Below are 22360 nucleotides of genomic sequence, written 5' to 3'. Positions count from 1 at the left end.
GACCGGCCGGAGCCGGCCCCCGGAGCCGTATCAGCCGATGGTGTTGTCGACGCCCTTCTTCGCCGTCGACCACGCCTTGTCCGACGAGGTGCCCTTGCGCTCCACCTCACTCAGCGCGTTGGTGATCTGCTGGGTGACATTGGCGTCATGGACACCGAGGACCTGCACCGGCGCGGCCTTGGCCGCGTCACCGAAGATCTGGCCGGTCGGAGCGCCGGAGAAGTACGGGTCCTCGGCGCCCGAGACCTTCGCGATGGCGCCCGTGGCGGACGGGAAGATGCCCTGCTTCTGGAAGAGCTTCGCCTGCTGCTCGGGGGCGGTGAGCCACTTGATCAGCTCGTACGCCTCCTTCTTGTGCTGGGCCGCGCGAGGGACCGTGAGGTAGGAGCCGCCCCAGTTCCCGGCGCCGCCGGGCAGCTTGGCGATGTCCCACTTGCCGGAACCGCTCTCACCGGCCTGGCCCTTGATGTAGCTGAGCATCCAGGCGGGGCACGGAATGGTGGCGAACGAGCCGGCCGCGAAGGCCTGGTTCCACTGCGGTGACCACTGGTCGAGCTTGGCGCTCAGTCCGGTGTCTGCCGCCTGGACCGCGGTGTCCCAGGCGGTCTTCACCGCCGGGTTGTTCTCATAGATCAGCTTTCCGGAGGCGTCGTAGTACCGCTCCTCCTCCTGGCCGATCATGATCGCGTAGAGGCTGGCCACGCTGTCGAGCCAGGCGCCCTTCGGGGGCGCCTTCTTCATGTACTCCTCGCCGAGGGCCAGATAGCCGTCCCAGGTGGACCACTTCTCGGCCAGCTCGTCGCGGTCGGTCGGCAGACCGGCCTGCTTGAACAGATCCGTGCGGTAGCACATGGCCTCGGGGCCGACATCGGTGCCGAGCCCCAGGATCCGGCCGTCCTCCGTCGTGGCGGCGGACCATTTGGCCTCCGCGAACTGGTCCTTGAGCTGGTCGGCGCCGAACTGCTTCAGGTCCTCGAACTTGTCGGACTGCTGCTGGGTGACCGAGGCGATACGGCCCACCTCGATGCCCTGCACATCGGCGAGCCCGCCCCCGCCGGCCAGCCGGGTCTGGAGCGACTTCCAGTAGTCGGCCTCGTCCTCGGTGTCGCTCTGCTTGATGGTGACGCCGGGGTGGAGCTTCTGGTACTCCTCGTAGAGCCCGGCCTCCTTGTAGCCGAACGATCCGAAGAGGTCGACGGTCAGTGTGACCTTGCCGCCTGCGCTGTCGGAGGTTCCTCCCGAGGAACCGGATCCGCAGGCGACGAGCAGTGCCCCGGAGAGCGCGACCGCCCCCAGACGGACCGCGGCCTTCCTGGCGGCTCGGGCGATGGGCATGGGAAGCCTCCCTTGGCTTCGGAGTGCGCGCGAGAGCCGTTTGAGAGCGCTCTCAACAAGATGGGTTGGAGCGTGCCCGAGACGCCTCCCTTCGTCAAGACTCGAACACATAACAGCCTCGGTCCCCCAACAACTGCCTTGTGTGTCAGACGTATTGACACTTCTGTTTCAGGAGTTTTACGTTTCTTGGTATCTGAGAGCGCTCTCGGACACCCCTTCCCCCCATGTCTTCGAGGTGCCGTCCATGTCCGTCTCCCGTGCCAGACCCGCCTCGGCGCTGGTCCTCGTCACCGCCCTGGCCGCCATCGGCCTCGGCCCGGCCGCCACCCCGGCGGCGGCCGCCAACGTCCCTGTGGGATCCGGCAGTTACTCGGACGCCCGCCCCGCCGGCACCTCCGGCCCGACCACCGGGACCGGCACCCCGGTCACCCCCAAGGTGACCACCGCCGCGCGGGACAAGCCGGTGCCCACCAACGACTGGTGGTCCTCGCTGGCCTTCCAGCGGTACGGCGACAACCCGTACTCCACCCCGATGTACGGCCACCCGCTCACCTATCAGGCGACGGCGGGCGGCCTGGAGGTCGGCTACCCGACCACCCCGGCGATCGTCGGCGAGGGCCGCCAGTACGAGTACGCCCACAAGGCCGACCTCACTCTGGGCCTGGCGGGGCTCAACTCGGCGGACACCAAGGCCGACGACTGGTCGGACTGGACCGTCACGCCGTACTGGTCGGACGGCGCCCGCACCCTGCGGACCACCATCGGCCACGGCCTGCCCTTCGTCTACGCCAAGGGATCGGGCGGCGACGCGCGGATCACCACCGCGGCCGCGCCCGCCGTCTTCGCCGACCAGGGCAATGTCCTCGGCATCACCGTCGCGGGCCACCACTACGCGCTGTTCGCGCCGACCGGCAGCGACTGGTCGGTGTCCGGCTCGGACATCACGGCCGGGCTCGGCGCCAAGGACTACTTCTCGCTCGCGGTCCTGCCGTCCACGGACGCCCTCGCGACGTACCAGAAGTACGCGTACAGCTTCGTCACCGGCTCCAAGGTGAGCTGGAGCGCCGCCGGCGGCACGGTCAAGGCGACCTACAGCCTCACCACCGCGCCCCAGGAGGGCACCGAGACCGGCACGCTCCAGGCGCTCTACCGGCACCAGTGGCTGAACAGCACCGACGCGCTGACTCCGTACACCTATGTATCACCGCGCGGTACCATGAAGGTCCGCGAGGGCACGTCATTCACCACCAGCCAGCAGACCTCGGGGGTGCTGCCGGCCCTGCCGAAGTCCACCGGTGTGGACGCGGCCCGGCTCAAGGGCTATCTGGACGAGGTGGCCGGCGCGGCCGATCCGTTCTCCGGCGCGACCGACACGTACTGGACGGGCAAGGCGCTGGGCAGGCTCGCCCAGCTGGTGCCGATGGCCGACCAGATCGGCGAGAGCGCGACCCGCGACAAGCTCCTCGGACTGCTCAAGGGCCGGCTGGAGGAGTGGTTCACGGCGGGCGGCGCGAGTGAGTTCTCGTACGACAAGGACTGGAAGACGCTGACCGGCTACCCGGCGTCGTACGGCAGCGACACGGAACTCAACGACCACCACTTCCACTACAGCTACTACGTCTACGCGGCGGCGATCGTCGCCCAGTACGACCAGCAGTGGGCCGCCGACTCCGCCTGGGGCGGCATGGTGAAGGCGCTGATACGCGACGCGGCGAACCCCAGCCGCACCGACGCCGACTTCCCCTTCCTGCGCGGCTTCGACGTGTACGCGGGCCACAGCTGGGCCTCCGGCCACCAGGGCTTCGCCGCCGGCAACAACCAGGAGTCGTCCTCGGAGTCCACCAACCTGAGCGCCGCACTGGTGCTGTGGGGCTCGGCGACCGGTGACAACGAGCTGCGTGACCTGGGCAGTTATCTGCTGGCCACCGAGTCCGAGGCGATCGGCCAGTACTGGTTCGACGCGGACGAGCAGGTCTTCCCGGCCTCCTTCGGGCATGACACGGTCGGCATGGTCTGGGGCAGCGGCGGCGCGTACTCCACCTGGTGGACCGCCAACCCCGAGGAGATCCACGGCATCAACGTCCTTCCCGTGACGGGCGGTTCACTCCACCTGGGACGCGAGAAGGCGGCCATCCAGCGCAACCTCGCCGAGCTGGAACGGGAGAATGGCGGCCCGGCCGTCGAATGGCGCGACATCCTCTGGTCGTTCGAGGCCCTCGCCGATCCGGCGGGAGCCAAGGCCAAGTGGGACGCGGGCAACGCGGGCTACACACCCGAGGCCGGCGAGTCCAAGGCCCACACCTACCACTGGATCAACACGCTGGACGCGCTCGGCGCCCCTGACGCGACGGTGACCGGATCCATTCCGAGCGCCGCCGTCTTCAGCAAGGGCGGCGTACGCACCTACGCGGCGCACAACTTCGAGTCGGCGGCCCGTACCGTCACCTTCTCGGACGGTACGACCCTCGAGGTGCCGGCCCGCTCGACGGCGACCAAGTAGAAGATCAGGCAACAGACGCACGGAGTGCGGCGGGACTCGGCTCAGGCCGAGGCCCGCCGCACCAGCGTGGTCGGGGTGATCACCGAGGCCGGGGCCGACGCGCCCTCACGCTCCCGGTCGAGACCGCGCAGCAGCAGCCGCGCCATCAGCCGGCCCTGCCCCTCGATGTCCTGCCGGACGGTGGTCAGCGGCGGATCGGTGGCCCCGGCGACCGAGTCCATGTCGTCGAAACCGACCAGAGCGACCTCGTCGGGCACCGCGCGGCCCCGCTCCTTCAGCACGCGCAGGGCGCCCGAGGCCATCAGATCGTTGGCGGCGAACACCGCGTCCAGATCAGGGCAGCGCTCCAGCAGCTCCGCCATCGCCAGTGCCCCGCTCTCCGCCGTGAACGCTCCCTCGGCGATCAGCGCCGGATCCGCGTCCAGCAGCACGTCCCGGTAACCGTCGAGGCGGTCGGTCGCCGAGGTCTGGTCGCGCGGGCCCGCGATATGAGCGATCCGCCGCCGGCCCAGGTCGCGCAGATACTGCACGGCCGTGCGGGCGCCGCCGCGGTTGTCGGCGTCCACATACGGCACCGCCCGGTGGTCGGGGGCCGCCGTCCAGCTCGGCCGGCCTCCGTACACCGTCGGCATGCCGGACCGCAGGGTGATCTCGGGGATCGGGTCGTCGGTGTGCAGCGAGAAGGCGAGCGCGCCGTCGACATGGCCGCCCGCCAGATAGCGGGCGATCCGGTCGTAGTCGCCGGGCCCTTCGAGCAGCAGCAGCACCAACTGGGTGTCGTGCGCCGTCAGTTCCTTGCTGATGCCGCGGATCTGCTGGGAGAAGAACGGGTCGGAGAAGATCCGGATCTCCGGCTCGGCGATGATCACCGCAACGGCGCCGGTGCGCCGGGTGACCAGCGTGCGGGCCGCGTGATTCGGTACGTACCCCAGCTCGTCGACCGCCCGGCGCACCTTGTCGACCAGCGGCTGGCGCACCCCGGCGCCGCCGTTGACGACCCGGGAGGCCGTGGCCCGGGAGACACCGGCGCGCGCCGCGACAGCTTCCAGAGTGGGGCGGAACCCAGGGGACTGCTCGGGCAAGGCGTGCGCTCCTCGTCGGCGGATATGGCGGCACCGTACGGCAGCCACGCATACGCGGGCGAGGCGGGCTGTCGGACAGCTACAGCCTAGCCGCTGCGTCCGACGTCCTGAGAGCGCTTCCACGGCGTCCCAGCAGGGACGGCGCCCTTCCGGGCCCCGGGAGGTGACGCGACCCGGCCGGGGCCCGGAGCCGTACGTCCATGGCCCCCGGTACCGCACGATGACCCGCCGGCGGCCGCCCCGCCCGTCTCCGTCCGTCCCCCGCCTGTCCCTTTGTCCCCACGACTGCACTGTTTCGCACCGGAGTTGCCCGGGCAGCTTCCGCCCCATGGAGATCCGTGCGCGGGGCGCCCGCTGGTCGTGCAGAACGCTGGTCGCGGCGGCCTCCGCCGCCCTGCTCGGGGTGCTGCTCGCCCCGGGAGCACACGGCGCGGCGCGGGCCACGCCGCCCGCGAAGGAGAGCAAGCCCACGTACTCGTACGCGGACGCCATCAGGGAATCCGTCTGGGTGGACACCGGGATCGACGCCGACGCGGACGGCAGGACCGATCGCGTCGCCGTCGATGTCATACGCCCTCACGAGCCCGCGCGGCAGGGCCGGAAGATCCCCGTGATCATGGACGCGAGCCCGTACTACTCCTGCTGCGGACGCGGCAACGAGAGCCAGAAGAAGACCTATGACGCGGACGGCGCCCCGGCCGGTTTCCCGCTGCACTACGACAACTACTTCGTACCGCGCGGCTACGCCTTCGTCGCCGTCGACCTGACCGGCACCAACCGCTCCGACGGCTGTATCGATGTCGGCGGACGCTCCGACATCCAGTCCGCGAAGGCCGTCGTCGACTGGCTGAACGGCCGCGCCCGCGGCTACGGGAGCCGTGGTGGCACCGACCGCGTACGGGCCGGCTGGACCACCGGCGCCACCGGCATGATCGGCAAGAGCTACGACGGCACCATCGCCAACGGCGTCGCCGCCACCGGGGTCGAAGGACTCAAGACCATCGTCCCGATCAGCGCGATCAGTTCCTGGTACGACTACTACTTCGCCCAGGGCGCCCCCCTCTACGACTCGGGGCCCGACTGGCTCTCCGGCTATGTGGAGAGCCCCGAGGCCCGCGCCCGCTGCCAGGCCGTCCAGCAGCGCCTGATCGACGGGGCCCCGCGCACCGGCGACCTCACCCGGCTGTGGAGCGAGCGCGACTACGTACGCAACGCGGACAAGGTCAAGGCCAGCGTCTTCGCCGTGCACGGCATGCAGGACCTCAACGTCCGCACCAAGCACCTCGGCCAGTGGTGGGACGCGCTCGCCGACGCGGGCGTGGAGCGCAAGATCTGGCTCTCCCAGACCGGCCATGTCGACCCCTTCGACTTCCGTCGCACCGCGTGGGTCTCCACCCTGCACCGCTGGTTCGACCACTACCTCCTCGGCTACGACAACGGCGTCGACCGCGAGCCCATGGCGGACATCGAGCGCGCCCCCGACCAGTGGTCCACCGACCGGGTGTGGCCGCCGCGCACCACGGACACCACCACGCTGCGCCCGGGCAAGGGCTCCGCCCCCGGGGTCGGCACCCTCGGCCGTACCCCCGCGAGGCCCGGCTCGACCGAGACCTTCACCGACGACCCGCGCCTCGGCGAGAGCGACTGGGCCGCCGACATCGACCGGTCGACCCCGGCCAAGTCCGGCTTCCTCACCAGGCCGCTCAGCCATGATCTGCGCCTGTCCGGTTCCGGTACGGTGACCGTCACCGCCACGCCGTCCACCTCCAGCGCGCATCTCTCCGCGGTCCTTGTCGACCTCGGCCCCGACACCATCCGCGACTACGGCGCGACCGGTGAAGGCATCACCACCCTCACCGAGCGCACCTGCTGGGGCCCGAGCACCACCGCGGACAGCTCCTGCTACCGGGAGACCGCGGCCCGCACGGTGGACGTCGGCCATACGGTCTTCAGCCGCGGCTGGGCCGACCTCAACACCTATGCCTCGGCAGGCCACGGCCGCCCGCTCACCCCCGGCAAGCCGTACACCCTCACCCTCGAACTCGCCGCGAGCGACCATGTCGTCCCGGCCGGCCACCGGCTCGCCCTGATCATCGGCGGTACGGACCAGGGCCTCATCGACCCGCCGTCCACCACCCCCACCCTGACCGTCGATCTGGCCACCACGGCCGCGAGACTTCCGCTCGTCGGCGGCGCCGAGGCATTCACCCGTGCCACGACCGGCTCCGTCCCGCCGCACAGCTCACCCCGCGAAACCCCGCACAACGGCGTGGCCGAGCCGCGCCGGACCCCTCCGATCCCGGGAGACCGCACCTGATGAAGCCCCGTATACGCACCCTCGTCCTGGCGGCGACGACCGCGGCCCTCGTCATGCCCTTGGCGACCGTCCAGGCCCAGGCCGCCCCCACCCCGCCGCGTACCGGCTTCGAGACCAACGACGGCGCCGACTGGACCAGCCAGCCCCAGGAACAGCAGTTCCTGTCCGCCGTCGACCGCGGAAGCGACCGCGCCTCCCTCACCACGATCGGCGCCACTGCACAGGGCCGCCCGCTCCAGCTCGTCGAGATCGGCGCCCGCCACGCTGCCACCACCGTGCTGCTGGTCTGCAGCCAGCACGGCGACGAGCCGTCGGGCCGCGAGGCGTGTCTGACCACGGTCCGCGATCTGGCGTACGCCGAGGACCGCGCAACTCAGCGCTTCCTGGCCCGGACGAGCGTGCTCGTCGTCCCCACCGCCAACCCGGACGGACGCGCCGCCGACACCCGGGGCAACTCCGACGGCGTCGACATCAACCGCGACCACATCGCGCTCAAGACCGCCGAGGGCCGCGCCATGGCCGCCGTCATCCGCGACCGGCGCCCGGACGTCATCTACGACCTGCACGAGTACGGCGCCACCCCGCCGTACTACGACAAGGACCTGTTCGACCTCTGGCCGCGCAATCTCAACACCGACGCACGGATCCACGACGAGTCACGGACGCTCTCCGAGCGGTACGTACGCCCCGCCGCACGCGCCGGCGGCCACTCCATCGGCACGTACGGCATCTGGACCGACCCGGTCACCGGCGACCCCATCAAGCAGACCGCGGGCGACGGTCAGGAGCGCATCCTGCGCAACGCCTCAGGCGTCAAGCACTCACTGGGCCTGCTCATCGAGAGCCGCGTCGACCCGATGACCGACGCCGAGAAGGCCAGCGAGCCGCTCAACAACCGACGCCGGGTGACGAGCCAACTCGACTCCCTGAAGGGCCTGTTCTCCTTCACCGACGAGCGAAGGGCCCGGATCGTGACCGCCACGGCCACCGCCAGGCTGGCCGGGCTGAAGGACCGCGGCCCGGTCTACCTCGGCGGCGCGGACAACGATCCCGCGACGCCGGAGAAGATCATCCAGGACCCGCCGTGCGGCTACCGGCTCGACGCCGCCCAGTACGCGGACGTCAAGGATGAACTCGCCCTGCACGGTGTACTGGCCGTGCCGCTCGGGAAGGCAGCCTTCGTGCCGCTCCGTCAGTCCCAGCGGAATCTGGTGCCGCTGCTCCTCGACGAGCGGGCGGAGTATCACCTGACCGCGGGGCAGCCCGAAGCCTGTTGATCCGGCTCGACGAAGATCACCTGTGGTAGGGCGTAGCGAAGCGCGCATTCCGGCTCCGTGAAACCCCGAAAGGTGTCGCTCGTGACGCAGGACGGACAGAACGAAGGAGACAGCCGGGGAGGTCCGCCGGTGACGGTGGACCTCAACGGTCACCCCCAGGACTCCGGACGTCCCGCGACCGACCGGGTGGTGTTCGGCGTCACCGCCGCCCTCACCCTCGCCTTCGTGGTCTGGGGCTCCGTGGGCACCACCTCACTGGAGAACATCTCCACCGGCATGCTCAAGGGCCTGATCCGCGGCGGCGGCTGGGCGTTCATACTGGCCGCCTCCGGCTTCGTCGTCTTCGCCCTGTGGCTCGCGATCAGCCGCTACGGCAGGATCACCCTCGGCCACGAGGACGAGGAGCCCGAATTCCGTACGGTCTCCTGGGTCGCCATGATGTTCAGCGCCGGCATGGGCATCGGGCTGATGTTCTACGGAGTGAACGAGCCGCTCACGCACTTCACCGACCCGCCGCCCGGCACCCACCCTTTCTCCTCGGCCGAGGCCATCGAGACCGCCATGGCCACCACGCTCTTCCACTGGACCCTGCACCCCTGGGCCATCTACGCCGTGGTCGGCCTCGCCATCGCGTACAGCACCTTCCGGCGCCGGCGGCGCCAGACGATCAGCGCGGTGTTCGTACCGCTCATCGGGAAGAAGCACGCCTACGGCACGACCGGCCGGATCATCGACATCCTGGCGATCTTCGCGACGCTCTTCGGCTCCGCGGCCTCACTGGGCCTGGGCGCCCTCCAGATCGGCAGCGGATTCCATCAGCTCGGCTGGCTGGACAAGGTCAGCACCGCGCTGCTCGTCGCCATCATCGGCGTGCTGACCCTGGCCTTCGTCGCCTCCGCAGTCTCCGGGGTCGAGAAGGGGATCCAGTGGCTGTCCAACACCAATATGGTGCTGGCGCTGCTGCTCGCCGTGTTCGTCTTCGTCGCGGGACCGACCATCTTCATCCTGGACCTGGTACCGACCTCGATCGCGTCCTACTTCGGCAATCTGGCGCAGCTCGCCGGGCGGACCGACGCCACGGGCGGCAAGGGCGTCGCCGAATGGCTGGGCGGCTGGACAGTCTTCTACTGGGCCTGGTGGATCTCCTGGACGCCCTTCGTCGGTATGTTCATCGCCCGCATCAGCCGGGGCCGCACCATCCGTCAGTTCATCGGCGGGGTCATTCTCGTGCCGAGCACCGTCAGCCTGGTCTGGTTCGCGATCTTCGGCGGTACGGCGCTGAGGGCGCAGCAGCAGGAGGGCAGGCTCGCGAAGGAGGCCACACCCGAGGGGCAGCTCTTCGCCCTGCTCCAGCAGTTCCCGATCGCCACCGTCACCAGCGTGCTGGTGATGGTCCTCGTCGGCATCTTCTTCGTCTCCGGCGCGGACGCCGCGTCCATCGTGATGGGGACGCTCTCCCAGAAGGGGGCGTTCGAGCCCGGCACCTTCGTGGTCGTCTTCTGGGGTGTCGTCACCGGCGCCGTCGCGGCGGTGATGCTGCTCATCGGCGACGGCCAGGGCGACGCGCTCGAAGGGCTGCAGAATCTGACGATCCTGGTGGCGGCTCCATTCGTCCTCGTCATGATCGGCATGTGTGTGGCGCTCATGCGCGACCTGCGGCGCGACCCGCTGATCGTGCGCGGCGAGCGAGGCGCCGAGGTCGTCGAATCGGCCGTGATCGCGGGCCATGAGCAGTACGACGGAGACTTCGAGATCCGCATCGGCCCGGCGGACGGGGACACCGACGCCCGCTGACCGCGTCAGCCCGTCGCCAACAGGGCGGCCTCCTCCGCGCAGCCCCAGGCCACGGTCACGCCCGCGCCGCCATGGCCGTAGTTGTGCACCAGCCGCGCACCGCCCGGCAGCTGTACGGCCTCCAGCCGGACCCGGGGGCGGGCGGGCCGCAGTCCCACCCGGTGTTCCAGCACCCGCGCCCCGGCGAGCGCGGGACGGATCCGGGCGCAGCGCGCGATGATGGCCTCGGCCTCGGCCGGGTCGGGGCCCACATCCCACGAGTGCTCGGTCGCGGTGCCGCCGAGCAGCACGCCGTACGGCTGCGGCATCACATACGTCGTATCGGCGGAGCCGGGGACGGCCGCCACGAACCACTCGTCGATCCCCGGGTTCTCCACGACCACCACCTGGCCGCGCACCGGATACACCGACGCGTCAGGCACCAGCTCCCTGGCGCCGGTACCGGTGCAGTCCACCACGACCGGTGCCTCGGCCGCGGGCTCGTCGAAGCCGGTGACGGTACGCCGCTCGACCGTGCCGCCCGCCGCGCGCAGCCGCTCCTTCAGATACCGCAGATGGACGGGCATGTCTATCAGCGGGACAGCGGCCCGCAGCCCCTGGACTATGCCGTCGGGCAGTTCGTCCCCACGGGCCTCGCGCAGCCCCGGAACCCTGGAAGCCCAGCTGCCCAGGCCGTCGAGCGGGGTGTCCGCCATCAGCCCCGCGACGATACGCACCCCGGTCTCCTCCGGGCTCAGCGCGAGCTGTTCGTACCTGCTCAGCGACCGCTCCAGCCACCCGCCGACCTGCCGCGCCGGCTCGATGCGATAGGGCCAGAACAGCGCTCCCGCCACCGCCGAGGTGGTCCGCGCGACCGGATCACGGGTCCACAGTCCGACGCGGTGGCCGCTCTCCGCGAGCACCACCGCCGTCGTCAGTCCGATGACTCCGCCACCGACCACGATCACATCGCCGTTCATGTCCGGACCGTAGCGGAATACGGCAGCCAGGCCCATTCCGTGGGCACGCCCCGGCCTCGTTAGGATCAGCGGTCTGATGACTGCCACGCTCGTAGCCAAGGATCTCGCCGCAGGACACGGTGACCGCTCGCTCTTCTCCGGGCTCGACCTGGTCGTCGCGCCCGGCGATGTGATCGGACTCGTGGGTGCCAACGGCGCCGGGAAATCCACCCTGCTCCGGCTGCTCGCCGGACTCGACACGCCCGAGGACGGGGAGCTCAGGCTCTCCCCGCCCGCCGCCGCCGTCGGCCACCTCCCCCAGGAGCCCGAGCGGCGCGCGGGGGAGACCGTACGGGCCTTCCTGGGCCGCCGTACCGGAGTCACCGCCGCGCAGACCGCACTCGACGAGGCCACCCAGGCGCTCGTCGACGGCGCACCGGGCGCGGACGACGCCTACGCCACCGGCCTGGAGCGCTGGCTCGGCCTCGGCGGCGCCGACCTGGACGAGCGGGCCGAGGAGGTCGCCGCCTCGCTCGGCCTGACCGTCGGCCTCGACCAGCCCATGACCACCCTCTCCGGTGGCCAGGCCGCCCGCGCGAGCCTCGCCTCGCTCCTGCTCTCGCGGTACGACATCTTCCTGCTCGATGAGCCCACCAACGACCTCGACCTCGACGGCCTCGAACGGCTGGAAAGCTTCGTGACCGGTCTGCGCGCCGGCACCGTCGTCGTCAGCCACGACCGCGAATTCCTGGTGCGCACCGTGACCAAGGTGCTCGAACTCGATCTCGCCCAGCAGAAGATCACGCTCTTCGGCGGCGGCTACGAGGCGTACCTCGAAGAGCGGGAGACCGCACGGCGCCACGCCCGTGAGGAGTTCGAGGAGTACGCCGACAGGAAGTCGTCCCTGGAGGCACGGGGGCAGATGCAGCGGTCCTGGATGGAGAAGGGCGTCAAGAACGCCCGGCGCAAGGCGTCCGACAACGACAAGATCGGCCGCAATCTCCGCACGGAATCCACCGAGAAGCAGGCGGCCAAGGCACGCCAGACGCAGCGCATGATCGAGCGCCTCGACGTCGTGGAAGAGCCCCGCAAGGAGTGGGAACTGCGGATGGAGATCGCCACCGCGGACCGCTCGGGGGCCGTCGTGGCGACCCTCCGGGCGGCCGAGGTGACCCGAGGCGACTTCCGTTTCGGCCCCGTCTCCCTCCAGATCGACCGGGCCGACCGGGTCGCCATCACCGGAGCCAACGGCTCGGGCAAGTCCACCCTCCTGGCCGCGCTGCTCGGCCGCCTGCCGCTGGACGCGGGAAACGCGGCGCTCGGCTCGGGCGTGGTCGTGGGCGAGGTCGACCAGGCGCGCGCGCTCTTCCATGGCCCGGAAACCCTGCTCGACGCCTTCCGCAAAGCCGTCCCCGACACCGAGCCGGCCGAACTGCGCACCCTCCTTGCCAAGTTCGGCCTGAAGTCGGGCCACCTGCTGCGCCCGGCGACCACCCTCTCCCCGGGCGAACGAACCCGCGCCGGGCTCGCGCTCCTGCAGGGGCGGGGCGTCAACCTCCTCGTCCTGGACGAGCCGACGAACCACCTCGACCTGCCGGCCATCGAGCAACTGGAGTCGGCGCTCGACTCGTACGACGGCACGCTGCTGCTGGTCACCCACGACCGCCGCATGCTGAACGCGGTCCGCACGACACGCCGCCTCGACGTAACGTCAGGCAACGTAACGGAGGCGTGACGTTTCGCCGTCCGGCGGTTGGCCGGGTACGGGTGGTCTTGGGCGGGGGCCGGTGTTCGTGTGCGGGTTGTCGCCGGGTGCGGTTCGCCGTCCGGCGGGGTGCGGGTTGTCTTGGGTGGGGGCCGGTTTCTCGGGTGCGGGTTGTCGCCGGGTGCCGGGTAGGGGTGGTGTCCTGGACTGCATGATTTACGGCGCGTGCGGACCGGATCCCGGGTGCGGGTTTGTCGAGCGCCACAAATCACGCTCTACGTCCTGGACACCACCCCTACCCGTCCCCCTCCACCACCCGCACAGACCCCCACCCCCACCCCACCCCAAGCCGGGCGCGGGGCCACCGGCGGGAGGGGGTCGGGGGTGCAGGAGGTGCGTGTCCGGACGTAAAGCGTGATTTGTCGGCGCACACAAGCCGCACCGTTCATCCGGTCCGCAGGGCGCCGTAAATCATGCAGTCCGGACACGGACCTCCGGAACCCCCGGCACCCGCACCACGACGAACGACCCCGCACCCCCCCGCCGGACGGCGAAACGCACCCGCACCCCGACGAACAGCCCCGCACCCCGGACGGCGACTCAGCCGCGCCCGCGCCCCCCGCCCTTCGGGTCCGTCAGACCCGCCCGACGCAACGCGTCCGCCATCGCGCTGTTCGCCGGAGGCGCCGCCTGCCGCCCGGCCCCGCCGCCCGTACCGCCCCCGCCGCCCGACCCGCGCCGGTCGCCGCCGCCACGGCCGCCCTGCCGCTGCTGCGGAGGCCGCCCGCCGCCGGACCGGTCGGACCGGTCGGACCGGTCAGAGCGGTCGGACCGGTCGCGAGCCGGTGACTCGTCGTCCAGACGGAGCGTCAGGGAGATCCGCTTGCGGGGGATGTCGACGTCCATCACCTTCACCTTGACCACGTCGCCCGGCTTCACCACCTCGCGCGGGTCCTTGATGAAGTTCCTGGACATGGCCGAGACATGGACCAGACCGTCCTGGTGCACGCCGACGTCGACGAACGCGCCGAACGCCGCCACGTTCGTCACGACCCCTTCGAGCACCATCCCGGACACCAGGTCGCCGAGCTTCTCGACGCCGTCCTTGAACGTGGCTGTCTTGAACGCCGGCCGCGGGTCGCGGCCCGGCTTCTCCAGCTCTCGCAGGATGTCCGTCACGGTCGGCAGACCGAAGGACTCGTTCACGAAGTCCCCGGGCTTCAGCGAGCGCAGCACCGACGCGTTCCCGATGAGCGACGCGACCTCGCTGCCCGTCGTCTTCACCATCGACCGCACCACCGGATACGCCTCGGGGTGCACGCTCGACGCGTCCAGCGGGTCGTCCCCGCCGCGGATACGGAGGAAGCCGGCGCACTGCTCGTACGCCTTCGGGCCGAGCCGGGCCACGGCCTTGAGCGCCTTGCGGGAGCGGAAGGGCCCGTTGGCGTCGCGGTGGGCGACGATGTTCTCGGCGAGCCCCGCGCCGATGCCCGAGACGCGCGAGAGCAGCGGCGCGGACGCGGTGTTGACGTCGACGCCCACGCCGTTCACACAGTCCTCCACGACCGCGTCCAGCGAGCGGGACAGCTTCACCTCGGACAGATCGTGCTGGTACTGGCCGACACCGATGGACTTGGGGTCGATCTTCACGAGCTCGGCGAGGGGGTCCTGGAGCCGGCGTGCGATCGAGACGGCTCCACGGATCGAGACGTCGAGGTCGGGCAGTTCCTGCGAGGCGAAGGCCGAGGCCGAGTACACGGAGGCGCCGGCCTCGGAGACCATCACCTTCGTGAGCTTGAGCTCGGGGTGCTTGGCGCACAGGTCGGCGGCGAGCTTGTCGGTCTCGCGGGAGGCCGTGCCGTTGCCGATGGCGATCAGATCGACCGCGTGCTCCTTGGCGAGCCGTGCCAGCTTCGCGAGCGATTCGTCCCACCTGTTCGCGGGGACATGCGGATAGATCGTGTCCTTGGCGACGACCTTGCCGGTCGCGTCGACCACGGCGACCTTGACGCCCGAACGGAACCCGGGGTCGAGCCCCAGCGTGGCGCGCGTGCCGGCCGGCGCGGCCAGCAGCAGATCGCGCAGATTCGCGGCGAACACCCGCACGGCCTCGTCCTCGGCGGCCGTCCGCAGCCGGAGCCGCAGATCGATGCCGAGATGCACCAGGATCCGGGTCCGCCACGCCCACCGCACCGTGTCCGCGAGCCACTTGTCACCGGGACGGCCGCGGTCGGCGACCTCGAAGCGCCGCGCGATCATGTTCTCGTACATGGTCGGCCCGGGCTGCTCCGACGGCTCCTCGGGCTCCAGGACCAGGTCGAGGATGTCTTCCTTCTCGCCCCGGAACATGGCGAGCACGCGGTGCGAGGGCAGCTCGGGGAAGCCCTCGGCGAAGTCGAAGTAGTCGGCGAACTTGGCGCCGGCCTCCTCCTTGCCGTCCCGCACCTTCGCGGCCAGCCGGCCCCGCGTCCACATCCGCTCGCGCATCTCGCCGGTGAGATCGGCGTCCTCCGAGAACCGCTCGGTGAGGATGGCGCGCGCGCCCTCCAGCGCGGCGGCGGGGTCCGCGACGCCCTTGTCGGCGTCCACGAACGCGGCGGCCGCGGTGAGCGGTTCCACCGAGGGGTCGCTCAACAGTCCTGTGGCGAGCGGCTCCAGACCGGCCTCGCGGGCGATCTGCGCCTTCGTCCGCCGCTTGGGCTTGAACGGCAGGTAGATGTCCTCCAGGCGCGCCTTGGTGTCGGCGGCCCGGATCTGCGCCTCCAGGGCCTCGTCGAGCTTGCCCTGCTCGCGGACGGATTCGAGGATCGCGGTCCGCCGCTCCTCCAGCTCGCGCAGATAGCGCAGCCGCTCCTCGAGCGTGCGCAGCTGCGCGTCGTCGAGCATCTCGGTCGCTTCTTTGCGATAGCGCGCGATGAACGGCACGGTCGAACCGCCGTCGAGCAGCTCGACGGCCGCCTTCACCTGCCGCTCCCGTACGCCGAGTTCCCCGGCGATCCTGCCTTCGATGGACGTCGTCACGATCACGCTCCGCTGTTCTGTGGTCCGCCGTCTGCATTGTGGCAGGTAGCGGTGACATCAGCGGGCGCGACCGGCGGTGACCGGCGTGTACGGCAGTCCTCGGCCCGGTCCCGAAGGGATCGGGACCGGGCCGGGGAGCTGATCCGACGTGCTCGCGCCGGGGCGCTTTCACCCGTGCGCCGCACCGCCGAAGAGGCGGGCGACCGCGCGGAAGGGAAGCGTCACGACGGAAGCGAGCGTCGATCCGATGGCGCGCAGCACATCGGCGATGGCACGGAACACAAGGCCCTCCTTCAGGTGGCTGTCGGGTCGTCGGCCGCGTCGGGCGCTCCGCACACGGCGTACGGGCCGGTGCCTGCGTATGCGGCACGCGCTGTGAGCGCCCTTCAGGCGGTGGGAAACGCGGCCTACCACCTACACAAGCGAGTGTCCGGTCAGACTGTCCGTAAACCGCGGGACGGCCTTCAGTGCTTGCCGAGGAGGTCCGCGGGGAACGCTCCGGCCGCCAGCGCCGCCTCGGCGAATCCGCCGGCCAGCTCGGTGAGGCGGGCCACGCCCGCCTCACCCAGATGCTCGTACGGCGCCCGGTCCAGTCGGTCGGTCTCGTCCTCCAGGGCCTTGCGCAGGTCCGTGCCGGCCGGGGTCAGCTCGCCGTCGGTTTCCAGCAGCCCGCGCTCGCGCAGCCGCTCCCTGGCGGCCTCCCACTCCTCCGGCGTCCAGCCGCGGCTGGACAGGATCCACTTCGGTGACATGCCGTGGCCGCTGGCGGTATGGCTGGCCAGCGCCTCCAAGGGGTCCAGCTCGGCGAGGGCCAGGGCCGCCAGGTGGCCGTCACCGCGGTACTCGCGCAGCAGGGTCGCGGCGTGCCAGTACGCCAGATGCGGCGCGTCCGGCACGGGCAAGTCGGCGTTGGCGGCGTACAGGGGACGCGCGGGGCGTGCGCACGCCTCGGTGGCCCGCAGCGCCAGCTCCGCCGCCTCGGCCAGCTCCTTGGAGGCCACGGCCTCCTCGCCCAGCAGCCGCCGCAGCAGGGAGTCGACCGCGCGCAGCCTGGCGTCGAGCGCGGCCTCGGGGGAGACGGTGTCCCAGACGCGCGGGAGGTGCCGGGCGACGAGCTCGTGCTTGAAGTTGTAGAAGGTCGCGGTGACGGCGCCCGCGCCGGCCCGGCCGAGCGGCGCCGCGCGCGCCGCGAAGTAGGCGGCCCTCCCGTTGTCCAGCCCGGCGCGTGCGAACTCGCGTCCGAGGTCGGGGGAGAAGTAGATGGCCGAGTGGATCGGGTTGACTACGGCGTAACAGCGCCGCGCGGCGCGCTCGGGCAGAGTGGTCATGGGCGTATATTACCGACCGGTCGGTACGGATAACAGGGCGGGCCCGACGCGCCGCCACCCGCACTCCTGAAAGGCCCGTCATGCAGATCGCGATCCTGCTCTTCGAAGGCTTCACCGCGCTCGACGCCGTCGGCCCGTATCAGATGCTCTCGCCCGCCCCCGGCGCCGAGACCGTCTTCGTCGCCGAGCGGACCGGCCCGGTGCTGGACAACCGGGGGAGCCTCTCGCTCGTCGCCGAGAAGACGCTCGCGGAGGTCACCGCCCCGGACATCCTGGTGGTGCCCGGCGGTCCGGGACAGACCGGCCAGATGGAGAACGAGCCGCTCCTCGACTGGCTGCGCGCGGTGGACGCCACCAGCACCTGGACGACGTCCGTCTGCACCGGCACGCTCCTGCTCGCCGCCGCGGGACTGCTCAGGGGGAGGCAGGCCACGTCCCACTGGCTGGCCCTGGAGACGCTCAGGACATTCGGTGTCGAGCCGACCGGCCGACGCGTCGTCATCGACGGCAAGTACGTCACCGCGGCCGGCGTCTCCTCCGGCATCGACATGGGGCTCACCCTGCTCGGTACGCTCGCGGGCGACCGGTTCGCCCGGTCCGTACAGCTGCTGACCGAGTACGACCCGCAGCCGCCCTACGACGCCGGATCACCGGACAAGGCGCCCGCGGACCTCGTCGAGGAGCTGCGGGCCAAGAGCCGCTTCAGCCTCCAGCGGTCCAGCTGAAGCGCGGCTCCCGCCGCTCCAGGAAGGCGGCGACCCCCTCCGCGGTGTCGCCGCTGCCGCGCGCCTGCTCCGTCCAGTGCCCGGCGCGGTCGGTACGGCCGGAGGCGAAGTCCTTCGCGGCCGCCTGGGTCAGCTGCGAGCGGGAGACCAGCACCCGTGCGAACTCCGCCACCCGCCCGGCCAGCTCCCCGGCGGGCAGCACCTCGTCCACGAGTCCGGTACGCAGCGCCCGCTCCGTACCGATCAACTCGGCCGAGAACAGCAGGTACTTGGCGGTGGCGGGCCCCACCAGCGAGGCCAGCCGCCGGGTGGACGACGCCGGATAGACGATGCCGAGCCGCGCCGGGGTGACCCCGAACAGCGCCCCCTCCTCGGCGAACCGCAGATCGCACGCCGCCGCGAGCTGACAGCCGCCGCCCACGCAGTGACCGCGTACGGCGGCGAGGGTCGGCTTGGGGAAGGCGGCCAGCGCCTCCTCGGCCGCCACCGCCAGGGACGGCGGATCCTCGCTCGGCTCCCGCAGCGAGGAGATGTCCGCGCCCGCGCAGAAGGTGGCGCCCTCGCCGGTCAGTACCAGCACGCGTACGGCGGCGTCGGCCGCCAGCCGCTCCAGCAGGGGCGGCAGCTCCCGCCACATCGGCGCCGTCATCGCGTTGCGCTTGGCGGGATGGTGCATGACGACGGTCGCGACGCCGTCCGCGACGGTGTGCAGCAGCTGCGGCTCCATGCGCCGGATGCTATCCGGGCACCCCGGACCCGCGACCGGGAAGGGGCTGTTCACGGCCGCTACCGGTGGCCGGACGGGCAAAGCGGAACCGCTCCCGAACCACCAGCACAGGATCAGGAACGATCACATTTCTGACGCCGTCGCTCGGATGCGGCCACGCTCCGCCAATAACGACGGACTTCCGCTCAGTGGCTCGGTACGACCGGCGCGTTCCCAACACTCGACAGCCGATGGACAACGCCGGTCGAGCCAGGGGTGGGTGCGCCAGTATGGAGAGCCGCGGGAGTGATCCGGCCCGGCCGCTGTCGTACGAGGGAGTCTGGCGGTTCACCGCGCCCGCCGTCGGGATCTCCGTACCGCGGGCCCGGCACGCCGTACGCGACCTGCTGAAGCGTCAGCGGGTGCCGGTCAGGGACGACGTCGTCCAGGGCGTGCTGCTGATCGTCTCCGAGCTGGTCACCAATGCCGTACAGCACGCGGCCCTGCTCTCGCCCGAGCTCGCCGTCGAGATCGCTGTCGGCGCGGAGTGGATCCGGGTGTCGGTCGAGGACGACCACCCCTACCGCCCCGGGCCGCTGGAGCCGGGGACGGACCAGACGCGGACCGGCGGGCGGGGGCTGCTGCTCGTACGGGAGATCACCCGCGAGGCCGGCGGCAGCTGCGATGCCGAGCACACCGCCGGCGGCGGGAAGATCGTCTGGGCGCTGCTCCCGTTCACCTCGCCGTTCGGCGGGCTGCCGGCACGGGGGAGCGTCACCAGCCCCCGGCCGGCCCCGTGAGCTCTCTGATCGCCGGGCGCGCCGAGTCCAGCACGGTCATGAACCACGCGGAGAACGGTGCCTCGCCGTGCCGCTCGGCCAGCTCCGCCGGGGTGACGAACGCCGTCTCGTCGATCTCCTCCGGGTCGGGCCGCAGCGAGGACTGCGCCAGACCCACGAAAAGATGGTTGTACTCCTGCTCGACCAGCCCGGAAGCCGGGTCCGGGTGGTTGTAGCGCACGGTGCCCGCCTCGGCGAGCAGCGAGGGCGAGATACCCAGCTCCTCATGGGTGCGGCGGGCGGCCGCGGCGAACGGCGCCTCGCCCGGGTACGGATGCCCGCAGCAGGTGTTCGACCAGACGCCGGGGGAGTGGTACTTGCCCAGCGCGCGGCGCTGGATCAGAAGCCGGCCCTGCTCGTCGAAGAGGAAGACGGAGAACGCCCGGTGCAGCTGTCCCGGCGGCTGATGGGCCGCGAGCTTCTCGGCGGTGCCGATGGTGTTGCCGTCCTCGTCGACCAGCTCCAGCAAGATCGTTTCTTGTACGCCGTTCGACGAGTCGTTCGCCGCAGTGACTGATGTGGTCGGCATAACCATCCTTCGCTTCGGGCCTCGGCCCCCAAGTCTGCCGTACAAAAGCCCCGTGTCCGCACTTCGGGGGCGTGGGCATGTCCGTTCCCCTGGAGACGCCGGTGACGGGGCGTCAGTGACAGAGCCTCGCTTCGTGCTCCGCATGGCCTCTGGGCTCCAGCTGGAAGGTGCAGTGCTCGACATCGAAGTGATGGCCGAGACATCCCTGCAGGTCGTGAAGCATCTTCTCGTGGCCCACCGCGTCCAGTGCGTCTTGGTCCACCACCACATGTGCGGAGAGCACGGGCATACCGGAAGTGATGGTCCAGACATGGAGGTCATGGATGTCCGCCACCCCCGGCAGTGCGAGCATATGTGCCCGCACCTCACTCATGTCCACGTCCTTGGGCGCTGCCTCCAGCAGGACGTTGAGCGTTTCCCGGAGCAACTTCACCGTACGCGGGACGATCATGAGTCCGATCAGCAGGCCCGCGATCGGGTCGGCCGTCTGCCAGCCCGTGGTCAGGATGACAGCGGCCGAGATCAGCACCGCGAGCGAGCCGAGCGTGTCCGCGAGGACCTCCAGATACGCCCCGCGCACATTGAGGCTCTCCTTCTGTCCCCGTACCAGCAGGGAGAGGGAGATCAGATTGGCGAACATACCGATCAACGCGAAGACGATCGTCAGCCCGCCCTTGGTCTCGGGCGGCACGATGAAGCGCTCGATCGCCTCGTACAGCAGAAAGCCGCCGACTCCGAGCAGCAGCACACAGTTGGCCAGCGCGGCGAGGATCTCGGCCCGCGCGTAGCCGAAGGTGCGGTTCTCGTCGGCGGGCCGCGCGGCGAAGTGGATCGCCAGCAGGGCCATGCCGAGCCCGACCGCGTCCGTCGCCATGTGCGCCGCGTCGGCGAACAGGGCGAGCGAGTCGGAGGCGAGCCCGCCGATGATCTCCACCACCATCACGGACAGCGTGATCGACAGCGCGATCCGCAGCCTGCCCCGGTAGGCGGCGGTCGCGGTACCCGCCGGCGGCCCTCCGTGTGTGTGTCCGTGGTTGTGCCCTGCCCCCATGAGGACGCGCCTTCCGGTCGTCTGGATGCTGTGCCGACCACGCCAGTCAACTACTGGTGGGGGGTATCGGGCAACACGGGACTGAACACCGTTGTCATATGGTCTGACCTGCGGAAATGAGCGCAGGTCAGAGCGGTGCGACGCTCACCCGACCGACGCCGCCGGATGGTGCAGCTGCCAGCCTTCCCAGGCGGACTCGACCATCTCGCGCACCCCGCGGGACGCCGTCCACCCCAGTTCCTCGGCGATCAGGCCGACCGAGGCGACGGCCTTCGCGGCATCACCGGGGCGGCGCGCCTCGACCACCGGCGGCACGCGGTGACCGGTGACCTCGGCCACCAGATCGGCCAGTTCGCGGACCGAGACCCCCTCGCCGCGCCCGATATTGACCGTGAGGTCCCCGGCGCCCTCCTGGGCGGTCAGCCGCCGGGCGGCCGCGAGATGGGCCTCGGCGAGATCGGCGACATGGATGTAGTCGCGGACGCAGGTGCCGTCCGGAGTCGGATAGTCGGCGCCGAAGATCCGCGGCGCCTCGCCCCGGCCGATCCGGTCGAAGAACATCGGGATGATGTTGAACACTCCGGTGTCGGACAGCTCGGGCCGCGCCGCCCCCGCCACATTGAAGTAGCGCAGACAGCCCGTGGCCATCGCGTGCGCCTGCCCGGTCGCCCGCACCAGCCACTCGCCCGCGAGCTTCGTCTCGCCGTACGGATTGATCGGCACGGCCGGCGTCCGCTCCGTGATCAACTCCACATCCGGTACGCCGTACACGGCAGCGGAGGAGGAGAAGAGGAAGCGCCGCACCCCGGCGGCGACCACGGCCTCCAGCAGCACCGTGAGCCCGTACAGATTCTCCCGGTAGTACGCCAACGGCTGCTCGACCGACTCTCCGACCTGCTTCTTCCCCGCGAGATGCACCACACCGGTGACCTCGTGCCCGGCGAGCGTGCGGTCGACCAGCCGCCGGTCCAGCAGCGAGCCCCGCACCAGCGGAATCTCCGCGGGCAGCCGCTCGGGATCACCGCTGGACAGATCGTCGAGGACGACGACCCGCTCGCCCGCCGCGGTCATGGCCCGCGCCACATGTGCCCCGATATAACCCGCTCCGCCTGTGATCAGCCACGTCATGCGGCCACCCTAGGCCAGGTGCCGGGAAGCCTCCCGGGGCAGGGCTCGGCCCCGCCCGCGGCGTGGGGCCACGGTTTGTGAGCGG

General features: G+C 71.0%; 17 protein-coding genes. 7 read left to right on the top strand and 10 right to left on the bottom strand.

Annotated elements, in window-relative coordinates:
- Window positions 1-30 precede the first annotated feature (30 nt).
- The gene (locus ACZ6MZ_RS26100; RefSeq protein ID WP_469354639.1) at window positions 31-1335 is read right to left on the bottom strand and encodes an ABC transporter substrate-binding protein; all 1305 of its coding nucleotides are present in this window, start codon (window positions 1333-1335) and stop codon (window positions 31-33) included.
- Between the two features lie 244 nt (window positions 1336-1579).
- Between ACZ6MZ_RS26100 and ACZ6MZ_RS26095 the strand changes: the two genes are divergently transcribed.
- Entirely contained in the window at window positions 1580-3835 is a 2256-nt protein-coding gene (locus ACZ6MZ_RS26095) for a glycosyl hydrolase (RefSeq protein ID WP_469354637.1), read from the top strand.
- A 41-nt stretch (window positions 3836-3876) separates the two neighbouring features.
- Here the strand turns inward: ACZ6MZ_RS26095 and ACZ6MZ_RS26090 are convergent, their stop codons facing one another.
- Window positions 3877-4917 (bottom strand): LacI family DNA-binding transcriptional regulator, encoded by a 1041-nt coding sequence (locus ACZ6MZ_RS26090; RefSeq protein WP_384333260.1) that lies wholly within the window; start codon window positions 4915-4917, stop codon window positions 3877-3879.
- Between the two features lie 328 nt (window positions 4918-5245).
- Between ACZ6MZ_RS26090 and ACZ6MZ_RS26085 the strand changes: the two genes are divergently transcribed.
- The 3 genes from ACZ6MZ_RS26085 to ACZ6MZ_RS26075 all read left to right on the top strand — a co-directional run bounded on the left by ACZ6MZ_RS26085 (window position 5246) and on the right by ACZ6MZ_RS26075 (window position 10305).
- On the top strand, window positions 5246-7234 hold the full coding sequence (locus ACZ6MZ_RS26085; RefSeq protein ID WP_469354635.1) for a Xaa-Pro dipeptidyl-peptidase: 1989 nt from the start codon (window positions 5246-5248) through the stop codon (window positions 7232-7234).
- Complete coding sequence (locus ACZ6MZ_RS26080; RefSeq protein ID WP_469354633.1) at window positions 7234-8511, top strand: M14 family metallopeptidase; 1278 nt, start codon at window positions 7234-7236, stop codon at window positions 8509-8511. Before ACZ6MZ_RS26085 ends, ACZ6MZ_RS26080 begins: the two co-directional genes overlap by 1 nt.
- An 81-nt stretch (window positions 8512-8592) precedes the next feature.
- Window positions 8593-10305: a BCCT family transporter gene (locus ACZ6MZ_RS26075; protein WP_469354630.1), complete on the top strand. Its 1713-nt coding sequence runs from the start codon at window positions 8593-8595 to the stop codon at window positions 10303-10305.
- A 5-nt stretch (window positions 10306-10310) separates the two neighbouring features.
- Here the strand turns inward: ACZ6MZ_RS26075 and ACZ6MZ_RS26070 are convergent, their stop codons facing one another.
- Window positions 10311-11264, bottom strand: a complete 954-nt coding sequence (locus tag ACZ6MZ_RS26070) for an FAD-dependent oxidoreductase (protein ID WP_469354628.1) — start codon at window positions 11262-11264, stop codon at window positions 10311-10313.
- Window positions 11265-11340: 76 nt separating this feature from the next.
- Here ACZ6MZ_RS26070 and ACZ6MZ_RS26065 point away from each other — a divergent pair, with 76 nt between their 5' ends.
- Window positions 11341-12978: an ABC-F family ATP-binding cassette domain-containing protein gene (locus tag ACZ6MZ_RS26065; RefSeq protein WP_469354626.1), complete on the top strand. Its 1638-nt coding sequence runs from the start codon at window positions 11341-11343 to the stop codon at window positions 12976-12978.
- A gap of 570 nt (window positions 12979-13548) precedes the next feature.
- Here the strand turns inward: ACZ6MZ_RS26065 and ACZ6MZ_RS26060 are convergent.
- The 3 genes from ACZ6MZ_RS26060 to ACZ6MZ_RS26050 form a co-directional block, all read right to left on the bottom strand.
- Window positions 13549-15969 (bottom strand): Tex family protein, encoded by a 2421-nt coding sequence (locus ACZ6MZ_RS26060; RefSeq protein WP_469354624.1) that lies wholly within the window; start codon window positions 15967-15969, stop codon window positions 13549-13551.
- Window positions 15970-16137: 168 nt separating this feature from the next.
- Window positions 16138-16251 (bottom strand): LPFR motif small protein, encoded by a 114-nt coding sequence (locus ACZ6MZ_RS26055; RefSeq protein WP_384191031.1) that lies wholly within the window; start codon window positions 16249-16251, stop codon window positions 16138-16140.
- A gap of 182 nt (window positions 16252-16433) precedes the next feature.
- On the bottom strand, window positions 16434-17297 hold the full coding sequence (locus ACZ6MZ_RS26050; protein ID WP_469354622.1) for an SCO6745 family protein: 864 nt from the start codon (window positions 17295-17297) through the stop codon (window positions 16434-16436).
- 80 nt (window positions 17298-17377) lie between these two features.
- Between ACZ6MZ_RS26050 and ACZ6MZ_RS26045 the strand changes: the two genes are divergently transcribed.
- Entirely contained in the window at window positions 17378-18022 is a 645-nt protein-coding gene (locus tag ACZ6MZ_RS26045) for a DJ-1/PfpI family protein (protein WP_469354620.1), read from the top strand.
- Here ACZ6MZ_RS26045 and ACZ6MZ_RS26040 read toward each other — a convergent pair.
- Window positions 18000-18749, bottom strand: coding sequence for an enoyl-CoA hydratase/isomerase family protein (locus tag ACZ6MZ_RS26040; RefSeq protein WP_469354618.1), 750 nt, complete (start codon window positions 18747-18749; stop codon window positions 18000-18002). The genes ACZ6MZ_RS26045 and ACZ6MZ_RS26040 overlap by 23 nt on opposite strands.
- A gap of 269 nt (window positions 18750-19018) precedes the next feature.
- Here ACZ6MZ_RS26040 and ACZ6MZ_RS26035 point away from each other — a divergent pair, with 269 nt between their 5' ends.
- The gene (locus ACZ6MZ_RS26035) at window positions 19019-19528 is read left to right on the top strand and encodes an ATP-binding protein (protein WP_384191042.1); all 510 of its coding nucleotides are present in this window, start codon (window positions 19019-19021) and stop codon (window positions 19526-19528) included.
- Here ACZ6MZ_RS26035 and idi read toward each other — a convergent pair.
- From idi to galE, 3 genes are all read right to left on the bottom strand, one after another.
- Window positions 19503-20096 carry an isopentenyl-diphosphate Delta-isomerase gene (idi, locus tag ACZ6MZ_RS26030; RefSeq protein ID WP_389790816.1) on the bottom strand — a complete coding sequence of 198 codons (594 nt, stop codon included), beginning with the start codon at window positions 20094-20096 and terminating at the stop codon, window positions 19503-19505. The genes ACZ6MZ_RS26035 and idi overlap by 26 nt on opposite strands.
- A 112-nt stretch (window positions 20097-20208) precedes the next feature.
- Window positions 20209-21147, bottom strand: a complete 939-nt coding sequence (locus ACZ6MZ_RS26025; protein WP_469354615.1) for a cation diffusion facilitator family transporter — start codon at window positions 21145-21147, stop codon at window positions 20209-20211.
- A gap of 144 nt (window positions 21148-21291) precedes the next feature.
- Window positions 21292-22275: a UDP-glucose 4-epimerase GalE gene (gene galE / locus ACZ6MZ_RS26020; RefSeq protein WP_384191049.1), complete on the bottom strand. Its 984-nt coding sequence runs from the start codon at window positions 22273-22275 to the stop codon at window positions 21292-21294.
- Between the last annotated feature and the right edge of the window lie 85 nt (window positions 22276-22360).

Source organism: Streptomyces sp. NPDC042201, from assembly GCF_055582185.1.
The sequence above is the reverse complement of the archived record's forward strand: the minus strand, read 5'-3'. Positions and strand labels throughout refer to the sequence as shown.

What these genes read in the sequence shown, in the direction of transcription:
- ACZ6MZ_RS26040 (WP_469354618.1), bottom strand. Translation starts at nt 18,749, where the DNA reads ATGGAGCCGCAGCTGCTGCACACCGTCGCGGACGGCGTCGCGACCGTC.
- ACZ6MZ_RS26080 (WP_469354633.1), top strand. Translation starts at nt 7,234, where the DNA reads ATGAAGCCCCGTATACGCACCCTCGTCCTGGCGGCGACGACCGCGGCC.
- ACZ6MZ_RS26095 (WP_469354637.1), top strand. Translation starts at nt 1,580, where the DNA reads ATGTCCGTCTCCCGTGCCAGACCCGCCTCGGCGCTGGTCCTCGTCACC.
- ACZ6MZ_RS26035 (WP_384191042.1), top strand. Translation starts at nt 19,019, where the DNA reads ATGGAGAGCCGCGGGAGTGATCCGGCCCGGCCGCTGTCGTACGAGGGA.
- ACZ6MZ_RS26070 (WP_469354628.1), bottom strand. Translation starts at nt 11,264, where the DNA reads ATGAACGGCGATGTGATCGTGGTCGGTGGCGGAGTCATCGGACTGACG.
- ACZ6MZ_RS26050 (WP_469354622.1), bottom strand. Translation starts at nt 17,297, where the DNA reads ATGACCACTCTGCCCGAGCGCGCCGCGCGGCGCTGTTACGCCGTAGTC.
- galE (WP_384191049.1), bottom strand. Translation starts at nt 22,275, where the DNA reads ATGACGTGGCTGATCACAGGCGGAGCGGGTTATATCGGGGCACATGTG.
- ACZ6MZ_RS26045 (WP_469354620.1), top strand. Translation starts at nt 17,378, where the DNA reads ATGCAGATCGCGATCCTGCTCTTCGAAGGCTTCACCGCGCTCGACGCC.
- ACZ6MZ_RS26025 (WP_469354615.1), bottom strand. Translation starts at nt 21,147, where the DNA reads ATGGGGGCAGGGCACAACCACGGACACACACACGGAGGGCCGCCGGCG.
- ACZ6MZ_RS26085 (WP_469354635.1), top strand. Translation starts at nt 5,246, where the DNA reads ATGGAGATCCGTGCGCGGGGCGCCCGCTGGTCGTGCAGAACGCTGGTC.
- ACZ6MZ_RS26100 (WP_469354639.1), bottom strand. Translation starts at nt 1,335, where the DNA reads ATGCCCATCGCCCGAGCCGCCAGGAAGGCCGCGGTCCGTCTGGGGGCG.
- ACZ6MZ_RS26065 (WP_469354626.1), top strand. Translation starts at nt 11,341, where the DNA reads ATGACTGCCACGCTCGTAGCCAAGGATCTCGCCGCAGGACACGGTGAC.
- idi (WP_389790816.1), bottom strand. Translation starts at nt 20,096, where the DNA reads ATGCCGACCACATCAGTCACTGCGGCGAACGACTCGTCGAACGGCGTA.